The following is an 18042-nucleotide window of genomic DNA, read 5'->3' as shown; positions in this document are numbered from 1 at the left end:
GAATGAGAGCCACGCGTCACACGCTGACCGCGATCGCGATCGCGACCGTGCTCGCGCTGTCGCTGGCGACGGCTGGCGTCGCGGCGGCACAAGAGGGCAACGAGACCGCTGGAAACGAGACCGACGTCGAGATCAACGAGACCGACGCCGACGAGCTCGACGAGAGCTACGGTCTCGACACGCTCCGGGGCGGCGGGAGCGAGATCGCGGGAGCGGATCCGTCGACTCGCTGGCTGTCTGACTCGGGAAGCGTGTACGTCGACTACGGCGGTCACAATCCGATACTCTCGGAGTCAACCGAGGACTGGGAAGCGGAGAACTTGCTCGCGAACGGCGATCTCGTTCGCGTCGACGAACTCACGTTGCACGCGAACCGCGGCCGGTCGGCCGAGACCGCGGATCTCGAGCTGGTCGTCGTCTACTGGGATCCCGAAACGCGCGAGCGCGGTAACGAGACGGTCGCGGCCGCGAACGTCTACGCGGAGGACAGACACGAGATATCGCTCTCGGGCTCGTTCGATCGCGAGACGGTCCGTCTCCAGCGATCCGACGAACAGCGACACGTGACGATGTGGCTCGAAGACAGCGACGGCGATCGCGTCGACGGCGCGCAATGGACGTTCCGCCACCAATCGCTCGCGACGACGGCCGACGCCGGCGTCGACAGCGAGGGAGAGTACCTGTGGCGGGCGATCGTCGAGTTCCTGCTACCGATCGGCGTCGGAGCGTTTGTCGTCGGCGGGCTCGCGAACAAGGCGGTCAAACGCGCGGGCGCTGGTCCACAGATCGGCTACGTACCGTGGATCGTCGGACTGACGATCGGCACGTTCCTGTTCGTTGCGTTCCAGTTCGAGACGCTGGCGGATCTCGTCGTCGGCGCTCCGCTGATCGCGGCGCTGTATCTCACTGGGGTAATCGGGATCGTCGTGCTCGAGAGCGACCAGAGCGCGATCAAGGAAACGCTGTTCGTGCGACCGCACCTGGTGGACGTCGCGAACCCGCGCGGCGACGACGTCGTCGATTCGCTTCTCGGCGACGTCCAATCCGAGAAAATCGTCGAAATGAGCGGCGGGCGGCAGGCGGTCGTTCGTCCGGGCTTGCGCCCGTTCCTTTCGAGAGTCTTCGGGGGAATGGCGCGGCTCGAGCCGACGCGCCCGCTCACGACGGAGATGAATCTCGCCGAGAGCGAATGGGATCAGCTGATCTTTGTCGATCCGGACGCCGACGAAACGATCGACTACGAGCCGGAGGGCTGGAAATTCGAGACTCCGGAGATCAACGGCCGCGACGACGCACTCCGGCTGGCGACGATCGGAATGGTCGGAATCGGAATCGTGACGCTGGTCGGGACGTCCCTGGCGTGGTCCTGGGGGATCGCAACCGGGATCGCCCTCATCGTCGCGTACACGGCGACGCCGACGGAGACGAGCGCGACCGTCGAGCCCGCGACCGGCCACGAACGGGCGGCGTTCGTGAGCATGATGTATCTCGCGCAGGAGCACGATAGCGCGGAAACAATCGAATCGGCACGCGAAAAGCTGATTCAGGAACGTGCACGGTCCGAGCGCGACGTCGACGACGCGCTCGAAACTCAAGACGCAACGCTAATCGAGGAAATGTTCGGCTCGGACGTCGACCGACGAATCCTCGACGACGGCTCGAGTACGGAGACGAACTCGAGCGGCGACGGCGATCGCGACCAGGAGGCAAACGAGGTGCCGGCCGATGACTGATCGCGACGACGCCGTCGACGTCGCTCGCTCGCTCTTGCACAACGCGTCGACCGACGATCGGTCGAGCGGCGTCGATCCGGAGATCGCCGAGAGTCACCGACCGGCGCTCCAAAAACTCTCGCTTGATCTCCGGGATCTCCGTCACGAGCTCCTGGAGGGATTCAGCTCGCGCCGTGAGATCCTAACGTGGTCGCAACGGCTCACGGTCCGGACTCTTGGGGAGATTGATCAGGATTGGTATCTCGAGCTCGCGCGGCAATTCCGTGGCGTTCCATCCAGCGGGCGCGAGCGGGCGCTGTTGTCGGCGCTGTTGACGGCGGAGGAACGGAGCCGGCAGTTGGACCCGTCGGCTGTCGACGAGCTGAGAGAGCGAATGTCGGCAGTCTTGCTCGGCTCGTCGGGACACCGCGCCATGCGTGAGCTCCGGAACGACGCCGGAGAGTATCTCGACGATCGCGATAGCGGATCGAAACACGACCCGCAGTTACAGCGCTATATCGCAATGCGACCGGCGCTCGACGAGCTGGAGCGATATCAACAGCGGGCGCTCGCGGACTGTCTCGACGGGCTCCCTGATCGCGGAGCAATCCTCGAATGGGGAGACGATCTCGAGCTCGCGACGCACGGTGAGCTCTCGGAGTCGTTCGTCGAGCGGATGTACCGCGAGCCGTCGACGTCGTCGCTGTTGACGTCGACCGAGCCAACGGATCAACGCGCTCGCGAGCTGTTCGCGGCGTACCACCTGATCCCGGCATTCAATGCGGGCGTGCGCGATCTCGCCGGTCGCGCGGGAGAACAGCCAGACGACGAAAAACAGCGAACAGAACCTGAATTAGCATGAGTCTGAGTATACCACGATCAGCGGAGACGACAGACGACGAGACGAAACGAGAGCTCCTACAGCAATTCGCCGAACCGGTCCGAAACACGCGGCAAGCGCTAGCGGACGGGACGGATCCGGACTCCGACGGCGATCGTCGGAGACACACGGACGCCGACAGTATGCGGCGTCACTTCGGAATCCCGTCGTGGGATCCGGCTCGATTTAATTACGGAACGGTACTTCCGAATTGTTTCGAGAGCTACTGGGACGATTCGCCGGACGGTCAGCTCGAAGGCGGTTCAGATCTCTTGATCCGCGGCAAGCCGGGGAGCGGCAAATCGACACTGACGAACTTCCTTGCGGTTCGCGAACTCGAGATCAACGACGCGGCGGTCGTCTGGCGCGGCTCGAGCTCACGCTCGGAGTGGCTGCCGCTCGCTCCGTGGACGCGACTCTGTCTCCCGGAGGGCGCTGATCCGGAGATCAGGCTCGACGCGAAGAACCCGACGGAGCCGTCGGCGGTGCTCGACGTCGACGATCTCGACGAGATCGTGCGCGAGGTCGTGCGGTACTCGGACCCGATCGATCTCAATCACCGCGTTCTCCAGCAGGGCGCGTTTCATGTGGTCTATCCAGACCCGGAAATGCGCGGCTGTCAGGCCGTGTACGAGGAAAGCGACGAGCGGACTGTCGACCCACCACAGCGCGGCGAACTGTTCGCTCCGGAGGATCCCGCGAACCACTGGTGGTTCGCTTGGGCTCTTGCTCGCGTCGAGCACGGGCCGTTTCATTGGACTGCCTGGATGTGCGACGAACTCGGGGATATCATGCCGCAGGGCGCTCAGAAAGACCAGTTCGGGAGTTACCAGAAAGTCGATCTCATGAAAGACGCGTGGGTCGATCTCCGGAAGTTCGGCGTGTCGTTCTACGGCGTCGTGCACAGCGAGACGGACGTGCACGAAAAGATCCGCCGGAAACTCCGCTGGCGCTGCCAAATGCCGACGACGAGCAATCCGACGAGCGCGGGCGACGTCGTCGGGTTCGACAGCGTGCCAATGGAGACGGATATCACGTCGAGACGGTCGGTCGGAACCGCGCTGATGTTCAACGAGACGAATTTCGAGCTGTTCAAGTGGAAGAACATGCCGAGGGCGTCGAATCACAATCTGAAAATCAAACTGGGGTAATTTCAAAATGAAAATTTTTCAATCGAAAGGTAGGGTCGGTCGGATCGATTCGGACGGCTCGGCGGCTGTGTCGCCGGTCGACCAGCGGAATACGCGCGCGCGTAGCTCAGATAGGCACGGTGGGGTCCCCGGGCGTGTGCACGATCGCATTATGCGCGCGCTCCCGCCAGTACGTACTATGGTCACGTTGCTGGTAGTTCTCTTGATGGCGACGTCGGTGATCGCGCCGGTCGCAGCGGCGGGCGGCGACGTCGATCGCACGGATCGCGTCTCGTCGATCGCGTCGACGAGCTCGCCGGGCGGAATGGTTGGCGTACCGTCCGATCAGGTCGGACCACCGGACGATCGCGGCGGCGGTCCCGGTCTCCAGGGCGGACCTGGAGCCGACGCCGGTCCGCCGGATCACGCCGGACCGCCGGTCCACGCGAGCGATCGGATTCCCGATGACGCGGGGGTCTGGAACGTGATGGCGTCAGATCACGCGGGCGATCTTGGCGTCGAGATCGGAGAGACCGACGGCGGCGAGCTGGCGCTGGTTCTGAGCGACGACGTCAATCACGACGGCCGCGAGGTCGCGATCTCGCGCGACGCGCTCCGAGACGCGATCGGTCACGAGCCGTCGGCGGCGCATGGCGTGCACGAGAGCGGCGATCGGTGGTCGTCGTCGATCGATTACAGCGGCGATCATGCGACATTCAAGGTTCCGAAGTTCTCGACGAACACGGTGACATTTGACGGCGAGGTCGTGCTAACCGGCGACCCAGTAAGTGATGGATCTGGTTTTAGCTATGAATTGGCAGAAGATGAGGATCCGGGAGATGTTGAGATTGATCTTATCGGCGTTGAAAATGAGGAAAATAAGACTAAGACGGGAGTGATTGAAGCCGGTAAGTCGGAGACCATTGATATTGGTGGTACGAAATCCCCAACCGGACACGAAACTCTGAAACCGATGATCTCAACAGAAAAGAAGCTTGAGGAAGTTAGTGAAGACGGTTCGGTGGGGATTGACCTTCCGGAAACTGGCGACACAGACACGATCTATATTCCGGAGGCAGAGGGTGATTTGAAAGAGGTGGAGGTGCGTCAATATCACAATCATGACGTCGACACAAGACACGAGCTAGAGTCGTCGGTTTACTTTAAAGAGGGGGATGTTGGTAGTGATGTTTTCAACGGTATCAAGGTCGGCTCTATGTGGTCTGATGAATGGGATTCGGTAGTATCTGAAACTCAGACTGAGGATATTGACAAGAATATAAATGGGGCTACGATCGGGATACAGACCGACAAAGGTCACGATCTCAATAGTCCTGAAGATATAGAGGTGTCGTCCCAATGGTTCACTTTCACCTATGAGCGAGGGCACGAGCTGACTGTCGAAACGAACGGTGATAGTGTGGAGATCATAGATGGCGGCGAGAAAGAAATTGGTCTGGAAACTGACGATGAAGTTCTTAACGTTTCCGGTGAGGGGGCAGCTGATTACGAATTAAATTGGAAGGAAGTAACAGAATCCGCTAACCCAACTGTGACGATAAACGACGAGACTGTCTCTTACGACGGTACTCTGTCGGAAGATGAAAACACCACGTTGACCGCTGACAGTGGATCCATTGTTGAGGGTGAAAATACGGTATCAGTCTCCGTCAGTGAGGGTATCGATGGTCCGGAGGGCTACGTTAACCTCGAATATCGACACGCGGCCAGATCCGACCAAACTGTCGATTTTGTCGGGGAAACATGGACCGAGAAATACAATCTATCCCGCACATGGTCGGAAGACAGATCAGACGCAAGTGTCGAAATACCGTTTGCGAGCGATCGAATCGTCGAGATCCGAGACGTCGAGACACGCACGAACGGCGGGGAGTGGTCGTCACTCCCTGCTGACGCGATCGCGCTCGACGGCACGACCATGACCGCCGAACTCGGAAACGTCTCCGAGGGCGACGAGATCGACGTTCGCGCGACCGGCTCGAAAGTCGACGTCGACGGCGGCGCGATCGACGTCCTGAAGCCGACCGTCGAGGGTGACACGCTCGACACGGAGATCGCGATCGTCGATCACTCCGACGAGTTCGCGATCGACGTCGGCGGGACGTCCGAAGGGAATTGGCTACACACGACAGCAAACGAGAGTTGGACCGCACCGGAGACGTCCGTCGTGATCGGAGCGGACGGCTCCCAAAACGTGCGCGCACCGAAAGCGAGCGCGGGTAGCACTACGCGCGTGCAAACGCTGCCGCTGGAGGTCACGCCGAACGCGGGCAACGTCGAGCTCGCGCTCGTCGAGAGCAACGAGGAACTGACGTTCGACGTCGATCCGAGCGCAACGACGTCGGAGATCGACTACCGCTATCACGACACGGTCTCCGGCGATCGGTACGTTCTCTATTCGGAGACGCACGGCGTCGCTCGTGACACCGGATATGCGTCGAGCCCGGTCACGCTGACGGGCGACAGTTTCAGCGAGCGGCTATCGATCGTGCACGATAGCGACGACGGCGACGGCGTGACGACGTCGTCGGGCGGCGATGGCTCCGGCTCCGCGTTCGCGACGGCGACGGCTGGCGGCGTCTCGCCGCTCTTAGTCCTAATCGTCGGCGTGATCGCGACCGGCGGCGCGGCGGTCGTGGCGAGCCGGACACAGCTCCCGATGTGGATCATTGGCGGCGTTGGTCTCCTGGTCGGCGTGCTCGGGCTCGAGGCGATCTCGCCGGGATCGATCTCCGACGGATTCCGATCGGCGATCGTGCTGGTCTCGTCGGAGGTCGGTCAAGTGATGCCGCTCGTCGTGTTGATCGCGGTCGGCGTCGCCGGGTATATGGCCGTCCGCTGGTGGCAGTCTCGGACCGGTCCCGATACCGAGGTCGTGTTCGAATTGGGTGGTCGCCAGTGACGTACGACGTCGACACACCGCCGCGCTCCGTCGAGCGGCAACGCGAGTTCGAGGAGATCGGCACCGCGATCCGGGCGGCGCTCGCCGAGCTGATCACGCCGGAGCGGCTGGCGCTCGTGTTGCTCGTCGGGCTCGGTGGCTACGCGCTCGCGTTCGGAGAGCCGAGCTCGTCGGAGACGTCGGCGGCGCTCGAGGGTGTGACGCTCGTCGACGTCGGGACGTGGATCGCGATCGCGCTCGGAATCGGCGTGCTCCTGGTCGCGATCATTACGATCCACGAGCTGTGCCACTGGCTCGCGTTCTACTCTCTCGGGATCCCGGCGTGGTGGTCGGTTCACTGGCTCTCGGTCGGCGGACGGAACGTCTACCCGTTCGCGTTTAGCGGCGCGTGCGGTGCGAAAGCGAGCTCGAAGCAAGTGCGCATGAGCTGGCTCGAGAGCACGTTCGTTTCCCTAGCGCCGCTGGCGTTCACGGCCGCCGTGGTCGCGCCCGTGGTCGCGTATCACGTGCTCGTCGAGCCGGTCTCGTCGCTCCGATGGATCGTCGCCCTGATCGTGCTCATCACCGGACCGTCTCCAACGGACTGGCGGTTTGTCTTCCAGACCCCGCGCGAGCGCTGGGAGCAACTGGTCGAGCTCGAGGGCGCGTTCGATCGACACGCGTCGGTGGAGGGGATCGCTCGGTGAGACCCGTCGACGAGCTCGTCGAAACGCTCCAGTGGCCGATGGCGCTGGTCGCGATCAACGGCGGCGGGTGGCTGGCACGATACACGATGGTCCCGGCGGAGTGGGCGGACGTCGTCGCCGGGCTCCTGGTGGTCGTCGCGATCGCGTCGGTGATCGGAGCGCTCCGGGCGGCGGGCGTCGATCTCGAGGGCAGGCGCTGTCGGGCGGAGACGACGGACGGATCGCGCTGTCGACTGTCGCGAGATCCCGGCGACGACGTCTGTCACGTACACCAGCGCACGCACGACGTCCGATTGCACCCGGACGCGCTGGCGGAGACGGACGCGGTCGTGGCCGAGCACGATCGCGACCACGCGGACGGAGACGGGAGCGAGTACGTACGGACCCGCTGACGCACGTTTTCGCGTCGGTGTACGAGTGTTCGCGGGCGAGCGGCGGCGCTGGCGCGTATGCGCTATTAGACGCGGCCGTGCCGACGCCCGTAACCGTGCCCGCGGACGGACACGGGACCGCTCAGGTCCGCGCGAACGGGGTTGTGGGCACGGCCGCGAACGCCCGAATGCTGGTGCCCGCGGGCGGGAGATATATCACTCGTCTCGAAAAACAATCCTGATATGAGACGACGGGCGTTCATTGCGACGATCGGCGCGACGGCGGCAGCTGGTTGTCTCTCTCGCGGGGAGCCGGACGGCGGCGAGGACGTCGACGACGACGATCGCGACGCCGACGACCAGAGCGATCGCCAAGAGCCGGAGGCCCGAGATCGCGACCAAGACGATCACGACGTCACGGATGAACTGTCGTTTGGCGAGTGGGCGGAATTAAGCCGATTCGGTGTTGTTGTGGACGGCGTCGAGTTCGTCGACAACGTGATTCTGTCGGGAATGGGTGGTGAAGTGGAACATGAATTCGACCCGGATCAGCTCGCTGTAATCGACTATCGATTGAAAATGCTCGACCCGGAGCCCGCTGAGCTAATGCCTGGTTTTGATCTTGAAATCGAAATCGGAAACGATCGGCGTGAAGTTGGGTTGTCGAACGACGTCTTTTCAGATGCCGAGGTTTGCGAGTCCGAATCAGTGTGTCACGACCTTGGACGTAGCGATATGGAGGTTCGCGATCAACTCCGAGGGCACACTGGGCATTTTTTCGAAACAGGGGAAACGAACGAGCGATGGGACTGTGTGATCGTTCCAGGCCAAACGGATCTATCCGATATCGCGATCGTCGTCGACGATGTCGCCTGGTCGCTCGAATAACTCAGTCGCGCTGTTTCTCGGCGGTGATTGCTGTCTCGACGTCGAACCGGACGTTACCAGTTGAGAGTGTCGACGCAATCTCTCGGCGCTGTTTGCGTGTGAGGTCGTCGCGGCGAAGGACTGTCTTCACGGCAGAGACCATTCGGGTGACGTCGTGGCACGCGAACGCGGCGGCGTTGCTCCGGTTCGTGTTGTACCAGTCGGCGGCACGTTCTATTTCGTCGAATCTCCATTCGTTCCCGTCTCCGGTCCGGATTCGGATCGACCCGGGGACATCGTTTTGACCCATGTTCGTGAACACGAGGTCCATATCCTAGTAATCTCGGGTGAGCGAACGGACGCGCGTTTATAAAGGACGGGCGCGGGCGGGCTCAGTATCGTGTCGGCGCGCGGGTGATCGGACGCGATCGCGACCGCTGGTGAACACGCAACGCTCGCGCTCGTGTTCATATTCGGGAAACCGGTTTCGTCGACGTGCAACCCCTGGGAGAAGTGGGAAAAACGGACTGGTGGCAAAGCATACAAAACAAAATGAGAAGACTGCATTTGAAATTATTACCAAAAAACTAATCAGTTAGGTAACGTGATCATAGTTATGACCACGTCTGAAGTGGATCAGGCCCCAGAATCATTGTATGACACTGCACAAGAGTTTGGGGATCCAGAAGATTCCATCGATATTGACATTAGCTTTCGTATTATAAGGCAATTTTCCAAACAACTATACGATAATCCACGTAGGGCGATTGAAGAACTTGTTTGCAATAGTTATGATGCTAACGCTGAGGAATGTTATATTCACACTCCAGACAATACTGACGATGCACTCTATGTGCTCGATGATGGCCATTCAATGGATATGGAAGGTCTAGAGTGGCTCTGGAAGGTTGCTTCTAGTCGTAAATCCCAAGGAGGCAGTGATGACCGAGTAAGCGGAGACAGACAACAGATCGGGAAATTTGGGGTTGGAAAGTTGGCATCATTCGCTTTAGGCTCTAGATTGACTTACGTTGCAACAAAGAATGGAACAACCCGTGTGGTTTCGGTTCATCAGGAGCGATTAAAAGAAGATACGGAAGATGACGATTTTGATGTTTATGAGTTTCCGTCTGGTGAAGCAGAAGAACATATAGGCCACTTTTTCAGCAGTATTCCAAACCCTTGGGAAAAGAATTGGGAGAGTTGGACCCTAGCAGTGGTGGAAGATATTCCAGAAGGAAATACTGGTACAGATCTCCAGCCTTGGTATTTGAAGAATATGATCCGTACAGCAATCCCGACTTCTACAAATTTCACGGCTTACTTGAATCAAGAGCAAATCTCTGAAAGAGAGCCTAATGGAGAAGAAGTCTTCTCTGTTGACGTGACTGAAGATGTGATGATTGAGCGTATAGAAACCACATTGAAAAATTATTGGTCCTCTAGGAAGAATGTTGCCCCTGATGATGTGGACGAAGAATTGTATGAAGTCGAACTAACAACGTTCACCGATCCAAAGAATACCAATAATAGGCTAGCTGGGATTGATGTGCCAAAATTAGGTTATGTGTCTGGCCAAGGCCAATACTTTAACAGATCACTCACAACAGACAAACGACGCGAGAGAGGTTTTCAAGATCACGGCTTTCGAGTGAACGTAAGAGGTAAGCTCATTAATAAGTCGGATCCGCTCTTTGGATTGGAACCGTTGAGTTTCTCTACGTGGGCCCAGTTCTTGGGTGAGTTTGAGATGCCTGGCCTTGATGATGTCATCCGAGTCCAGAGAGATCAGTTAATGGACGAGCCGGAAACACATATAGCAAGAAGAATTCTCAAGCAGACTTTTCAAGAGGTCAGGAAACAACAGCGAAACCGTGACGAAGAAGAAAGTGACGGTATTATTGGAGAATCCAATTCTGGTTCTGAAGAGACTCTACAACGGACTTTCTCAGATAGGCTTCAAGAAAGATCTAATCATTATGCATATGATGCAGTAAGTGGACTCCATGATGAAACTGACAAAAGAGATCTCGATTTAGATGATATTGACATTAAGGTACAACCACTGAAACCTACCGACAGAGCAGTTGAATACGATTCAGACGAGCTGTTAGTCATCATCAATGAGGAACACCCACTCATAGATACTCTAAGAAGGTCATCAGATTTTACGAGAAATATCGAGGACGCATTCAAAGAGATACTAGCTGCCAGGCTCCTAATTTATGGTTATTTGAGAAAGAACGGTGCTGATAGGGTAGCATTGGCAGCCAGCAGGCAGATCTTCGATTCTGTATTGAGAAGTGCAGCTGGTAATCTTGGCGCTGATGAACTAGACTATCAACTTTCTGAGTTAGACGATGCAAGTACAGTTGGAGGAACAAGATTTGAAGAAGCAATAGTCGATATTTTCCAGAATATAGGGCTCAGTGCTGCACAGGAGGGTGGGCCAGACACCCATGACGGAGTAATAGAGATTCCACAAGTCGGTGATAACTTTAGGGTATCTGTGGAGGCCAAAGGATCACAAGGTATAGTGTCACATTCACAGTTGAGTTTTGATTCTGTGAATAGACACAGAGCTGAACAAAATTGTGACCATGCAATAGTCATTGCTCGTGAATTCCAGACAGAAGGCAGAAATGATCAAAGAAGTGCTCTACTTCGGAATCTTGATCCTGAAATCAATGAAGAGGCAGTAAGTAACATTTCACTTATGACGACAGAAGCAATTGAAACTTTTCTCCGACTTCATGATAGGCAACCATTCACCTATTCTGAGACAAAACAAATCCTTTCTAATGATGCTCTTCCAAGCGATTTACCTGATGAAATCGTCGCAGCTTGGCAAAATAAACCAGATGATGAGTTGACAAAATCTATACTCAAAATAGGACACGAGATGATGAAAACAGATCCGAATAACCCACCATCAGTTGGCGCTGTCGCATATGATGAAAGAATGAGAAATAGAGGGATTACACGAGAAGAAATTGAAGAGCGACTAGAGTCACTAGATGTTCTTACAAAATCAGTAAAGATGTTAGGTGATGGAAAGTTCGAGATTGATGCGGATGCGGATACAATATTGACTGAAGTTGACGATTCAAGAGAATCGGTAGACGAGGCATTGGGTGACAAGCTTATTGTGAATAGCAACAATATCGCAGAAGACCAATAATATACTCGTCTAACTGAACTCCATCGAAAGCTTGACGTCATGGAGTGCGATGTAGTAATATGAACAGTCAAGCTGGAGATGAAGACCTTGATCCTTTAGATCTTCCCGATCGGAAGCAGTATACCCATCGAGCGCATCGATTTCCTGGAAAGTTCCATCCACCGCTGATTGCCGAAATCATAGATCAACACTCAGGCCACGAGGTTATTGGAGATCCAATGTGTGGGTCTGGGACTACTGGCGTTGAAAGTGTTGTTTCGGGTAAAGACACTCTATGTGTTGATATCGATCCGCTTAGTGCGCTCATGACCCGCGCTAAGACCACCCCTGTAGACAAACAAGAATTTCAGGAGGTGTGTGAAAACATAGTTGATCAGGTTGATAAGTTCCCAGAGAAGGGGAGTTACTCAGAAGATGACGCCCGACAAGAAGTTGAGAATAATGTTTCTGTTGGTCGGTATGCTATACCCTATAATCTCTTCCATTGGTTCGATCCATACGTTGCGGTTGGCTATTCTCGTCTCTTGTATAAGTCACACCACGTACTCCAAAACGAATCTAGAGAGATGACCGACGCGGTTCGTACAGCTCTTGCAGCTATGGTACGACAAATTTCTCGAGCAGACCCCGACCCAGTAAGCGGCCTTGAAGTGACAAAAGTACGTCGTCAAAAACTTAATCAAGGGATTACCTTTGATGTTGAAAGTTCTTTTACTACAGTATCAAACCGTATTGCCAGAGGATATGGGCAATTGAATAGACTAGATGATTTTGGGAATAGTTGCGTCGTCGAAGGAGATGCAAAGAACTTCTCTGAAATATGTTCAAATGCAAGTAAAGAGCCGACCATGATCATTACATCACCACCATACTGTAATGCCATCGAATATTCTCGACGCCATCGATTAGAATACGAATGGCTAGGGCTGTTTAATGAACCAGATGTTGATAACCAGCGCAGGGAGCGTATCGAAACTTCGCGAAACTTTGTTGGCAGCACAACACCAAAGCAAGATACACTTCGAAACCTGCCTGAAGTACCACATGACGATATAAAACGTATTACAGGAGAAATCGAAGAGATGGGACAAGAGCGTAAAGCAAATCTACTCCGCAAGTATTTTTTGGACGCTTACGATTGGATCAATCAGGTTTATAAGGCGCTCCCGAAGGGTGGTCTCTTTTGTATGATCATTGGCCCAAGTACATCATATGGGAAAACAATCGATACACCAAACTATCTTAAAGAGATTGCAACAAATGAAACTGGCTTCGAGCTTGAAGAAGAACCTAAGCGGTACAAACTAGTTAATAACAAGATGCAGTATCCAACTAATGGTGAAACTACTGACTTAGAGTGCCTTCTAAAGCTTAGATCTCATTAGCAACAATATTCTAATTTTGTTAGATATCCGTCCTCAATCTGTAAGGCAGCGTCCTCTAATCCAATCCCATACATGGCAACAATCTCAACAGCAAGCAGCCCGGCACGATCAGCACGGTTAGGCTGAGGGTCTTGAATGCCGACGGCGCACTGAATTGGTGCCTCGACTACGAACAAGTCATCCCGCGGGTGTCGTCGGAGTGCATCGTCAACATTGGCCGCGGTCTCTCATTTAAACCCTCAGCTTGGGTTGTATTAATCGTCAGTAATTAATAGGGTGTCTGACACTGATATTGCATGATCACCAACGCTCGAGCCCTCGAGACGACGTACGTCCCGAAGGACCTCGAGCACAGAGACGGGCAAATCGATCAACTCGCTACCGCGCTAGAACCGATCGCCCACGGCCTGAGCGGTGAGCACAGCTTGATTTTCGGGCCATCGGGTTCGGGAAAGACAACGCTCGCGAAGTACGTCGTTCGGATGCTCCGGGAAGAGTCGTTCGGCGTGCGACGGGCGTACTGGAACTGCATGTCCGGATCCTCGAAAACCGAAGTCCTCCACGGGCTCGCTCAGGACTCCGGAATCGGTAACCATCTCTCGAGGGACGGGACCGCTGCCAGCGCGTTCATCGATGAGTTCCGCGAGTCCGACGATCACGTTGTCGCGATCATCGACGAGGTCGACGTGCTCGAGGACGAAACGTTATTACTCGGTCTCGGCGATCTCCCGAACGTGACGATCGTCGCGGTCACGATCGACGAGGACGATTTCTTCGCGAGGCATCGACTCAACGGGCGAGTGAAATCTCGGTACTCGAGCGCGGAAACGCTTCGACTCCGGAAGTACACGCACCGAGAGTTAGTCGATATCCTCCTGGCGCGGATCGACGCGGGGCTCCGTCCCGGCGTGATCGGGATGGATACCGTCGAGTATATCGCTGATTTCGCAGCTGGGGACGCACGAAAAGCGATCAAGCTTCTCGAGAGAGCCACCCGTCGAGTCGATCAGTCCGACCGATCGCAGATCACGCTCGAGGACGTCGACGCGATCCACGACCAGGCGCGGCGCGATCTCCAACAGGATCACATCAACTCACTCGGGACGCACAAGCGGTTGCTGTTCGATATCGTTGCCGACGCGGGCGAGATCGGCGTGACGAATTTGCATGCGACGTATGAGGAACGGGCCGCAGATCCGAAACCGAACCGGACCCGCCGGCGCTATCTCTCGACACTCGTAGACAAGTACGGCTTGCTCGAGTCTTCCGGGTCGGGCCGGGGGAAATCGTACACCGTCCCCGAACCGTGACGCGGTTTTCTCTTTCCGGCCAGTTTCCGGCCAGTTTCCGGCCACGGGTATTAGCCCGTCTCGTCGCTGTTTTCGTGCGGTAGATCGGTTTCGGGAAGTTTCCGGCCACTGCCGGTGTAGCAATATGGGGTAGACGTTCCTCGAGTCGTGTATGTCCAAGAGTACAACCAGATCACCGCCGGAATCAGGCGATTCACTCGGGGGCTTCGAGGTCGAGACGCCGATCGGTCAGGCAGCGGTTGAGGTCACGGGAGCGCCAGCCAATTGCGCGCGCGTTGATGTCCGGGTCGAAAACGGGCGTCACTGGGTGTTTGGAGTAAACGGTGACACTGCCGCGCTCGTGTTGGTTCTGAACCAGAACGGGCAACGCGTCGACGACGATCTCCCGAGCTGGATTGAGCCGATTATTCAGCGAACCGGACTCGAAGGGGTTGAGAAGGCGTGAACCGATCACTCCTCGGTCGACTCGAGGTTGTCGGCGTCGAGGTCTCCCGAGAGGTACTGCTCACCCAAATCAGTAATGGCGTAGTATCCCTCATCAACTCGCGTTACGAGACCATAATCAACCAAAACAGACAGTCTCCGATTTACCCCTGTTCGGTGGCGGTCTATATTTCTCGCGATGGTTGTAGGCCCGAGTTCCAACCCGGTGCTAAGGACCTCCAGAATCCTCTCGTCGGTTGGATTCTGCATCCAGCTACCGGGTTTTCTCATCACACGTGTATATCCCACCACCTTCTTACATGGTTCGAAATGTTGGATGTATTGTACAGAATAGGCCACCATAGTCTACTATATTGTAGAAGAATTTATTGCGGTGGACTCGAGAGTGGTCAGGTAACGCGAGTTTCACGTGGACCCGACTGTCCGTTGGGTCCGTTCGGAAAATGCGGTCCAGTGCTTAGGACACTGGGTCCGCGCGGCTCGCGTAACTGTGGTACGCGAACCATGTACGACGACAATTCGCGGGGTCTTGAATGCCCCGACACGATCGACGCATCGACTGTTACTGACCAGCGACTCGTAGCCGACGGCGGCACGACCTGGGGCGATCTAACCGGATTCCAGCGCGACTGTCTCGAGGCGATCTCCCGGCTCGAGCGCGACGGCGAGACCAGTTACGGACTCGCGATCATGCAAAAACTCGAGCGCGAACACGGAGAGGTCAACCACGGCCGACTGTATCCGAATCTCGACGAACTCGTTGATCGCGACCTGGTCGAGAAATCCGAGTTCGACAAACGCACGAACGAGTACGCGCTCACGGACAGCGGGCGCTCGCTTCTGTACCAGCGCGTTGAACGGCTCGCGGACGCGTGCGAAATGGCGATCGCCGTGGCCGACGGTTCCGGTGAGGTCGATCGCGAATGATCGACATTTCGGAACTCTCTGACGAGGAAATCGAGGCCGTCGTCAACACGCGCGGGTTTCAGAAGATGCTCGCGTACCGGCGACTCTCGGACGGCATCGAAGTCCTCGAAGACGAAGACCAGATTTTCGAGTCGATGGTCTCGTCGATCACGAAACAGCATTCGCAGGTCCGTTCCGAAGACAGCACTCGCGAGTTCTTCCGACTGTTCCGAAACGAAGTCGAGACGTTCACCGAAGGACTCGCCGACGAGGAAAACCAGGCCGGACAGGGCGATCTCGAAGACCTCTACGCCGACGGTGATCGCGATGGGGAGTGACGAGTTCCTTGCGGTTGATGCACAGGTAGACGTTCTCGAGCGGCAGGCGGAAGCCTTCGAGGCGATCGCGACGGAACTCCGTTACCAGAACGCGATTCTGTGCGAACATCTCGAGGCGATGGACGATCTTTCCGCGCGGGTGGATGATCACTACCCGGCGGAGAACGAGCCACGCGATCGATCCGGGCGCGCACTCCAGAGGGATATCAAGGACCGGCTGTTCGATCGCGATCGCGCCGAAGACGACCATCCCGAGTTTCGGTGGGGAAAACCCGAGAACTGGAAGGGTGGTGATCTCCGGTGACCGGTGAAGTCTGCGACAGCTGCGGAATCGAGAAAATCGGAGATCGGTGTCTCACTCGTTGGTGCGACGATCGTCACGAATCGGTCGATCGGCTCACGAAAGCGGAGGCAAATCGCGATGTCTGAGACCGGGACTGAGCGCTGTCTCGTCCACGTTGACAGTGAGACTCACAACGGTGAATGGCTCAGAATGGTTTCATGTCCGATCCCTCACTGTAATGCGGTCATGGGTCGGGATTACGAACGATTTGCGAGCCATTTGAGTGCTGAGCACGGACCTGAAGACGTTGGTCTGTCACCCGGCCGATGCCGTGTCGCCGCCGACGGTGGGCGCACACTACAGGCGGGGACTAAACGCGACGGTGGTGCGGATGGGCGGTGACGATCGAATCGACGACCTGGTCGACGAGATCGGGCGCTTGTCGGACCAGCTTGACGACGACCAGGAGGAACTCGAGCCGACCGATCCCAGAGAGGCGTTCGATCTCTGGATGCAGCAACTCGATCGCGCCGAGTCAACGCTCCAGTCCTATGAGTACCGGATCGAGCCGTTCCTCGAGTTCTGCGACGAGAACGTCGAAACGCTCGATCAGCTGACGTCGCGAAAGATCAAGGAATTCGAAGCCGTGCGGCGAGCGTCCGGACTCCAGCGGCAGACGATCAACAACCAGTTCGGGACGTTGAAACAGTTCCTCCGGTACTGCGAAGAGATCGAAGCGGTCAGTGAGGACGTCGTTGTCGCGCTCGACGTTCCGGACCTGTCCAAAGAAGACCGAGTAAACACTGAGAAGTTGGTCGCCGAGCGCGCCGAGACGATCCTTGAGGGGATGGAACGGTTTCAGTACGCTTCGCGCGAGCACGTATTGTTCATCCTTCTGTGGCGAACAACCGCCCGGATTGGGACGATTTACGCGCTCGATCTCGAGGACGTCTACATTGACGACGACGATCGCGAACGGCTACGCGTGTATCTCCGAGAGAGCGGCTACTCGGCGGATGTCGTTGAGGAAATTCTCGAAGAGGCGTCGCTGCCGTTCATTTTCCCACAGAACCGTCCGGAGACGGGAACCCGGCTGAAGAACGGCGATCTCGGCGAGCGCGTCATCAATATCGCCGACTGGGTCGCCGAGACGATCCGTGACTATATCGACGTCAACCGACCCGACCAGACCGACAAGCATGGCCGAAAGCCGTTGCTGACGACCCGGAAGGGGAACGGGCGACTCTCCAAGTCGTCGATGCGGAACTGGATTTACATCTACACGCAGCCCTGCGAATTCGGCGGGGAGTGTCCGCACGATCGCGACCCGGAGACCTGCGAAGCGCGCGAGCACGGGAAAGGATCGAAGTGTCCGAGCTCGCGCAGCCCGCACAAGCTCCGAACGGGATCGATCACGTGGCACCGCGACCAGGGCTGGCCGATTTCCGATCTCTCGGACAAGGCCAACGCCGGAGAGGACCTCATCAAGAGCGTCTACGACCAGCCGGAGAAGCTGGTTCGCGGCGCTGGACGTCGACAGCATTTGAACAAACTCGATAGCGAACGCGGTGACTCAGAATGATAACTAAACATATAGTTACGAGTACGAACACGACGCTGTATAGC

19 protein-coding genes are annotated in these 18042 nt (G+C 56.9%); 15 read left to right on the top strand and 4 right to left on the bottom strand.

The annotated features are described in order from the left end of the window. Positions 1-2 precede the first annotated feature (2 nt). Genes AC6I6L_RS13290 through AC6I6L_RS13280 form a run of 3 tightly spaced genes read left to right on the top strand, consistent with a single transcriptional unit; the run spans position 3 to position 3743 of the window. Positions 3-1733 (top strand): hypothetical protein, encoded by a 1731-nt coding sequence (locus tag AC6I6L_RS13290; RefSeq protein WP_497918248.1) that lies wholly within the window; start codon positions 3-5, stop codon positions 1731-1733. Then, complete coding sequence (locus tag AC6I6L_RS13285) at positions 1726-2574, top strand: hypothetical protein (protein WP_497918247.1); 849 nt, start codon at positions 1726-1728, stop codon at positions 2572-2574. The genes AC6I6L_RS13290 and AC6I6L_RS13285 overlap by 8 nt, the downstream gene beginning before the upstream one ends. Next, positions 2571-3743, top strand: a complete 1173-nt coding sequence (locus tag AC6I6L_RS13280) for an ATP-binding protein (protein WP_497918246.1) — start codon at positions 2571-2573, stop codon at positions 3741-3743. Before AC6I6L_RS13285 ends, AC6I6L_RS13280 begins: the two co-directional genes overlap by 4 nt. Before the next feature lie 472 nt (positions 3744-4215). On the opposite strand, the gene AC6I6L_RS13275 is transcribed toward AC6I6L_RS13280, so the two are convergent. Further along, complete coding sequence (locus AC6I6L_RS13275; RefSeq protein WP_497918245.1) at positions 4216-4431, bottom strand: hypothetical protein; 216 nt, start codon at positions 4429-4431, stop codon at positions 4216-4218. Positions 4432-4467: 36 nt separating this feature from the next. On the opposite strand from AC6I6L_RS13275, the gene AC6I6L_RS13270 reads away from it, so the two are divergent. The 3 genes from AC6I6L_RS13270 to AC6I6L_RS13260 are packed head-to-tail and all read left to right on the top strand — an operon-like array spanning position 4468 to position 7723. Next, complete coding sequence (locus AC6I6L_RS13270; protein WP_497918244.1) at positions 4468-6645, top strand: hypothetical protein; 2178 nt, start codon at positions 4468-4470, stop codon at positions 6643-6645. Beyond that, on the top strand, positions 6642-7331 hold the full coding sequence (locus tag AC6I6L_RS13265; RefSeq protein WP_497918243.1) for a hypothetical protein: 690 nt from the start codon (positions 6642-6644) through the stop codon (positions 7329-7331). The genes AC6I6L_RS13270 and AC6I6L_RS13265 overlap by 4 nt, the downstream gene beginning before the upstream one ends. Then, on the top strand, positions 7328-7723 hold the full coding sequence (locus tag AC6I6L_RS13260; RefSeq protein ID WP_497918242.1) for a hypothetical protein: 396 nt from the start codon (positions 7328-7330) through the stop codon (positions 7721-7723). Before AC6I6L_RS13265 ends, AC6I6L_RS13260 begins: the two co-directional genes overlap by 4 nt. Before the next feature lie 195 nt (positions 7724-7918). On the opposite strand, the gene AC6I6L_RS13255 is transcribed toward AC6I6L_RS13260, so the two are convergent. Then, positions 7919-8113, bottom strand: coding sequence for a hypothetical protein (locus AC6I6L_RS13255; protein WP_497918241.1), 195 nt, complete (start codon positions 8111-8113; stop codon positions 7919-7921). A gap of 60 nt (positions 8114-8173) precedes the next feature. Between AC6I6L_RS13255 and AC6I6L_RS13250 the strand changes: the two genes are divergently transcribed. Then, positions 8174-8590, top strand: a complete 417-nt coding sequence (locus AC6I6L_RS13250) for a hypothetical protein (protein WP_497918240.1) — start codon at positions 8174-8176, stop codon at positions 8588-8590. Position 8591: 1 nt separating this feature from the next. Here AC6I6L_RS13250 and AC6I6L_RS13245 read toward each other — a convergent pair whose 3' ends face one another. Then, on the bottom strand, positions 8592-8900 hold the full coding sequence (locus AC6I6L_RS13245) for a DUF7692 domain-containing protein (RefSeq protein WP_497918239.1): 309 nt from the start codon (positions 8898-8900) through the stop codon (positions 8592-8594). A gap of 285 nt (positions 8901-9185) precedes the next feature. Here AC6I6L_RS13245 and AC6I6L_RS13240 point away from each other — a divergent pair, with 285 nt between their 5' ends. From AC6I6L_RS13240 to AC6I6L_RS13225, 4 genes are all read left to right on the top strand, one after another. Then, entirely contained in the window at positions 9186-11750 is a 2565-nt protein-coding gene (locus AC6I6L_RS13240) for an ATP-binding protein (protein ID WP_497918238.1), read from the top strand. Positions 11751-11809: 59 nt separating this feature from the next. Then, positions 11810-13135, top strand: a complete 1326-nt coding sequence (locus AC6I6L_RS13235) for a hypothetical protein (RefSeq protein WP_497918237.1) — start codon at positions 11810-11812, stop codon at positions 13133-13135. Between the two features lie 296 nt (positions 13136-13431). Next, a complete protein-coding gene (locus AC6I6L_RS13230; protein ID WP_497918236.1) occupies positions 13432-14445 on the top strand; it encodes a Cdc6/Cdc18 family protein in 1014 nt (337 codons plus the stop codon). A gap of 151 nt (positions 14446-14596) precedes the next feature. Further along, the gene (locus AC6I6L_RS13225) at positions 14597-14890 is read left to right on the top strand and encodes a hypothetical protein (protein ID WP_497918235.1); all 294 of its coding nucleotides are present in this window, start codon (positions 14597-14599) and stop codon (positions 14888-14890) included. Positions 14891-14895: 5 nt separating this feature from the next. Here AC6I6L_RS13225 and AC6I6L_RS13220 read toward each other — a convergent pair whose 3' ends face one another. Beyond that, positions 14896-15159, bottom strand: a complete 264-nt coding sequence (locus AC6I6L_RS13220; protein WP_497918234.1) for a winged helix-turn-helix domain-containing protein — start codon at positions 15157-15159, stop codon at positions 14896-14898. A gap of 234 nt (positions 15160-15393) precedes the next feature. Here AC6I6L_RS13220 and AC6I6L_RS13215 point away from each other — a divergent pair, with 234 nt between their 5' ends. The 4 genes from AC6I6L_RS13215 (at position 15394) to AC6I6L_RS13200 (ending at position 17998) form a co-directional block, all read left to right on the top strand. After that, positions 15394-15816, top strand: a complete 423-nt coding sequence (locus AC6I6L_RS13215) for a helix-turn-helix transcriptional regulator (RefSeq protein ID WP_497918233.1) — start codon at positions 15394-15396, stop codon at positions 15814-15816. Then, on the top strand, positions 15813-16133 hold the full coding sequence (locus tag AC6I6L_RS13210) for a hypothetical protein (RefSeq protein ID WP_497918232.1): 321 nt from the start codon (positions 15813-15815) through the stop codon (positions 16131-16133). The genes AC6I6L_RS13215 and AC6I6L_RS13210 overlap by 4 nt, the downstream gene beginning before the upstream one ends. After that, positions 16123-16437, top strand: a complete 315-nt coding sequence (locus AC6I6L_RS13205; protein WP_497918231.1) for a hypothetical protein — start codon at positions 16123-16125, stop codon at positions 16435-16437. Before AC6I6L_RS13210 ends, AC6I6L_RS13205 begins: the two co-directional genes overlap by 11 nt. Before the next feature lie 370 nt (positions 16438-16807). Continuing rightward, positions 16808-17998, top strand: a complete 1191-nt coding sequence (locus AC6I6L_RS13200) for a tyrosine-type recombinase/integrase (RefSeq protein ID WP_497918230.1) — start codon at positions 16808-16810, stop codon at positions 17996-17998. Positions 17999-18042: the final 44 nt, after the last annotated feature.

The sequence above is a fragment of the Halosolutus sp. DAT137 genome, from assembly GCF_059736405.1.
Note: the sequence above shows the minus strand (reverse complement) of the source record. Positions and strands in the feature narration are given on the sequence as shown.

Coding starts and splice junctions, on each gene's coding strand:
- AC6I6L_RS13230 (WP_497918236.1), top strand. CDS start 13,432: ATGATCACCAACGCTCGAGCCCTCGAGACGACGTACGTCCCGAAGGAC.
- AC6I6L_RS13290 (WP_497918248.1), top strand. CDS start 3: ATGAGAGCCACGCGTCACACGCTGACCGCGATCGCGATCGCGACCGTG.
- AC6I6L_RS13215 (WP_497918233.1), top strand. CDS start 15,394: ATGTACGACGACAATTCGCGGGGTCTTGAATGCCCCGACACGATCGAC.
- AC6I6L_RS13240 (WP_497918238.1), top strand. CDS start 9,186: ATGACCACGTCTGAAGTGGATCAGGCCCCAGAATCATTGTATGACACT.
- AC6I6L_RS13245 (WP_497918239.1), bottom strand. CDS start 8,900: ATGGACCTCGTGTTCACGAACATGGGTCAAAACGATGTCCCCGGGTCG.
- AC6I6L_RS13285 (WP_497918247.1), top strand. CDS start 1,726: ATGACTGATCGCGACGACGCCGTCGACGTCGCTCGCTCGCTCTTGCAC.
- AC6I6L_RS13220 (WP_497918234.1), bottom strand. CDS start 15,159: ATGAGAAAACCCGGTAGCTGGATGCAGAATCCAACCGACGAGAGGATT.
- AC6I6L_RS13225 (WP_497918235.1), top strand. CDS start 14,597: ATGTCCAAGAGTACAACCAGATCACCGCCGGAATCAGGCGATTCACTC.
- AC6I6L_RS13200 (WP_497918230.1), top strand. CDS start 16,808: ATGGGCGGTGACGATCGAATCGACGACCTGGTCGACGAGATCGGGCGC.
- AC6I6L_RS13210 (WP_497918232.1), top strand. CDS start 15,813: ATGATCGACATTTCGGAACTCTCTGACGAGGAAATCGAGGCCGTCGTC.
- AC6I6L_RS13235 (WP_497918237.1), top strand. CDS start 11,810: ATGAACAGTCAAGCTGGAGATGAAGACCTTGATCCTTTAGATCTTCCC.
- AC6I6L_RS13280 (WP_497918246.1), top strand. CDS start 2,571: ATGAGTCTGAGTATACCACGATCAGCGGAGACGACAGACGACGAGACG.
- AC6I6L_RS13275 (WP_497918245.1), bottom strand. CDS start 4,431: ATGATCGCCGCTGTAATCGATCGACGACGACCACCGATCGCCGCTCTC.
- AC6I6L_RS13205 (WP_497918231.1), top strand. CDS start 16,123: ATGGGGAGTGACGAGTTCCTTGCGGTTGATGCACAGGTAGACGTTCTC.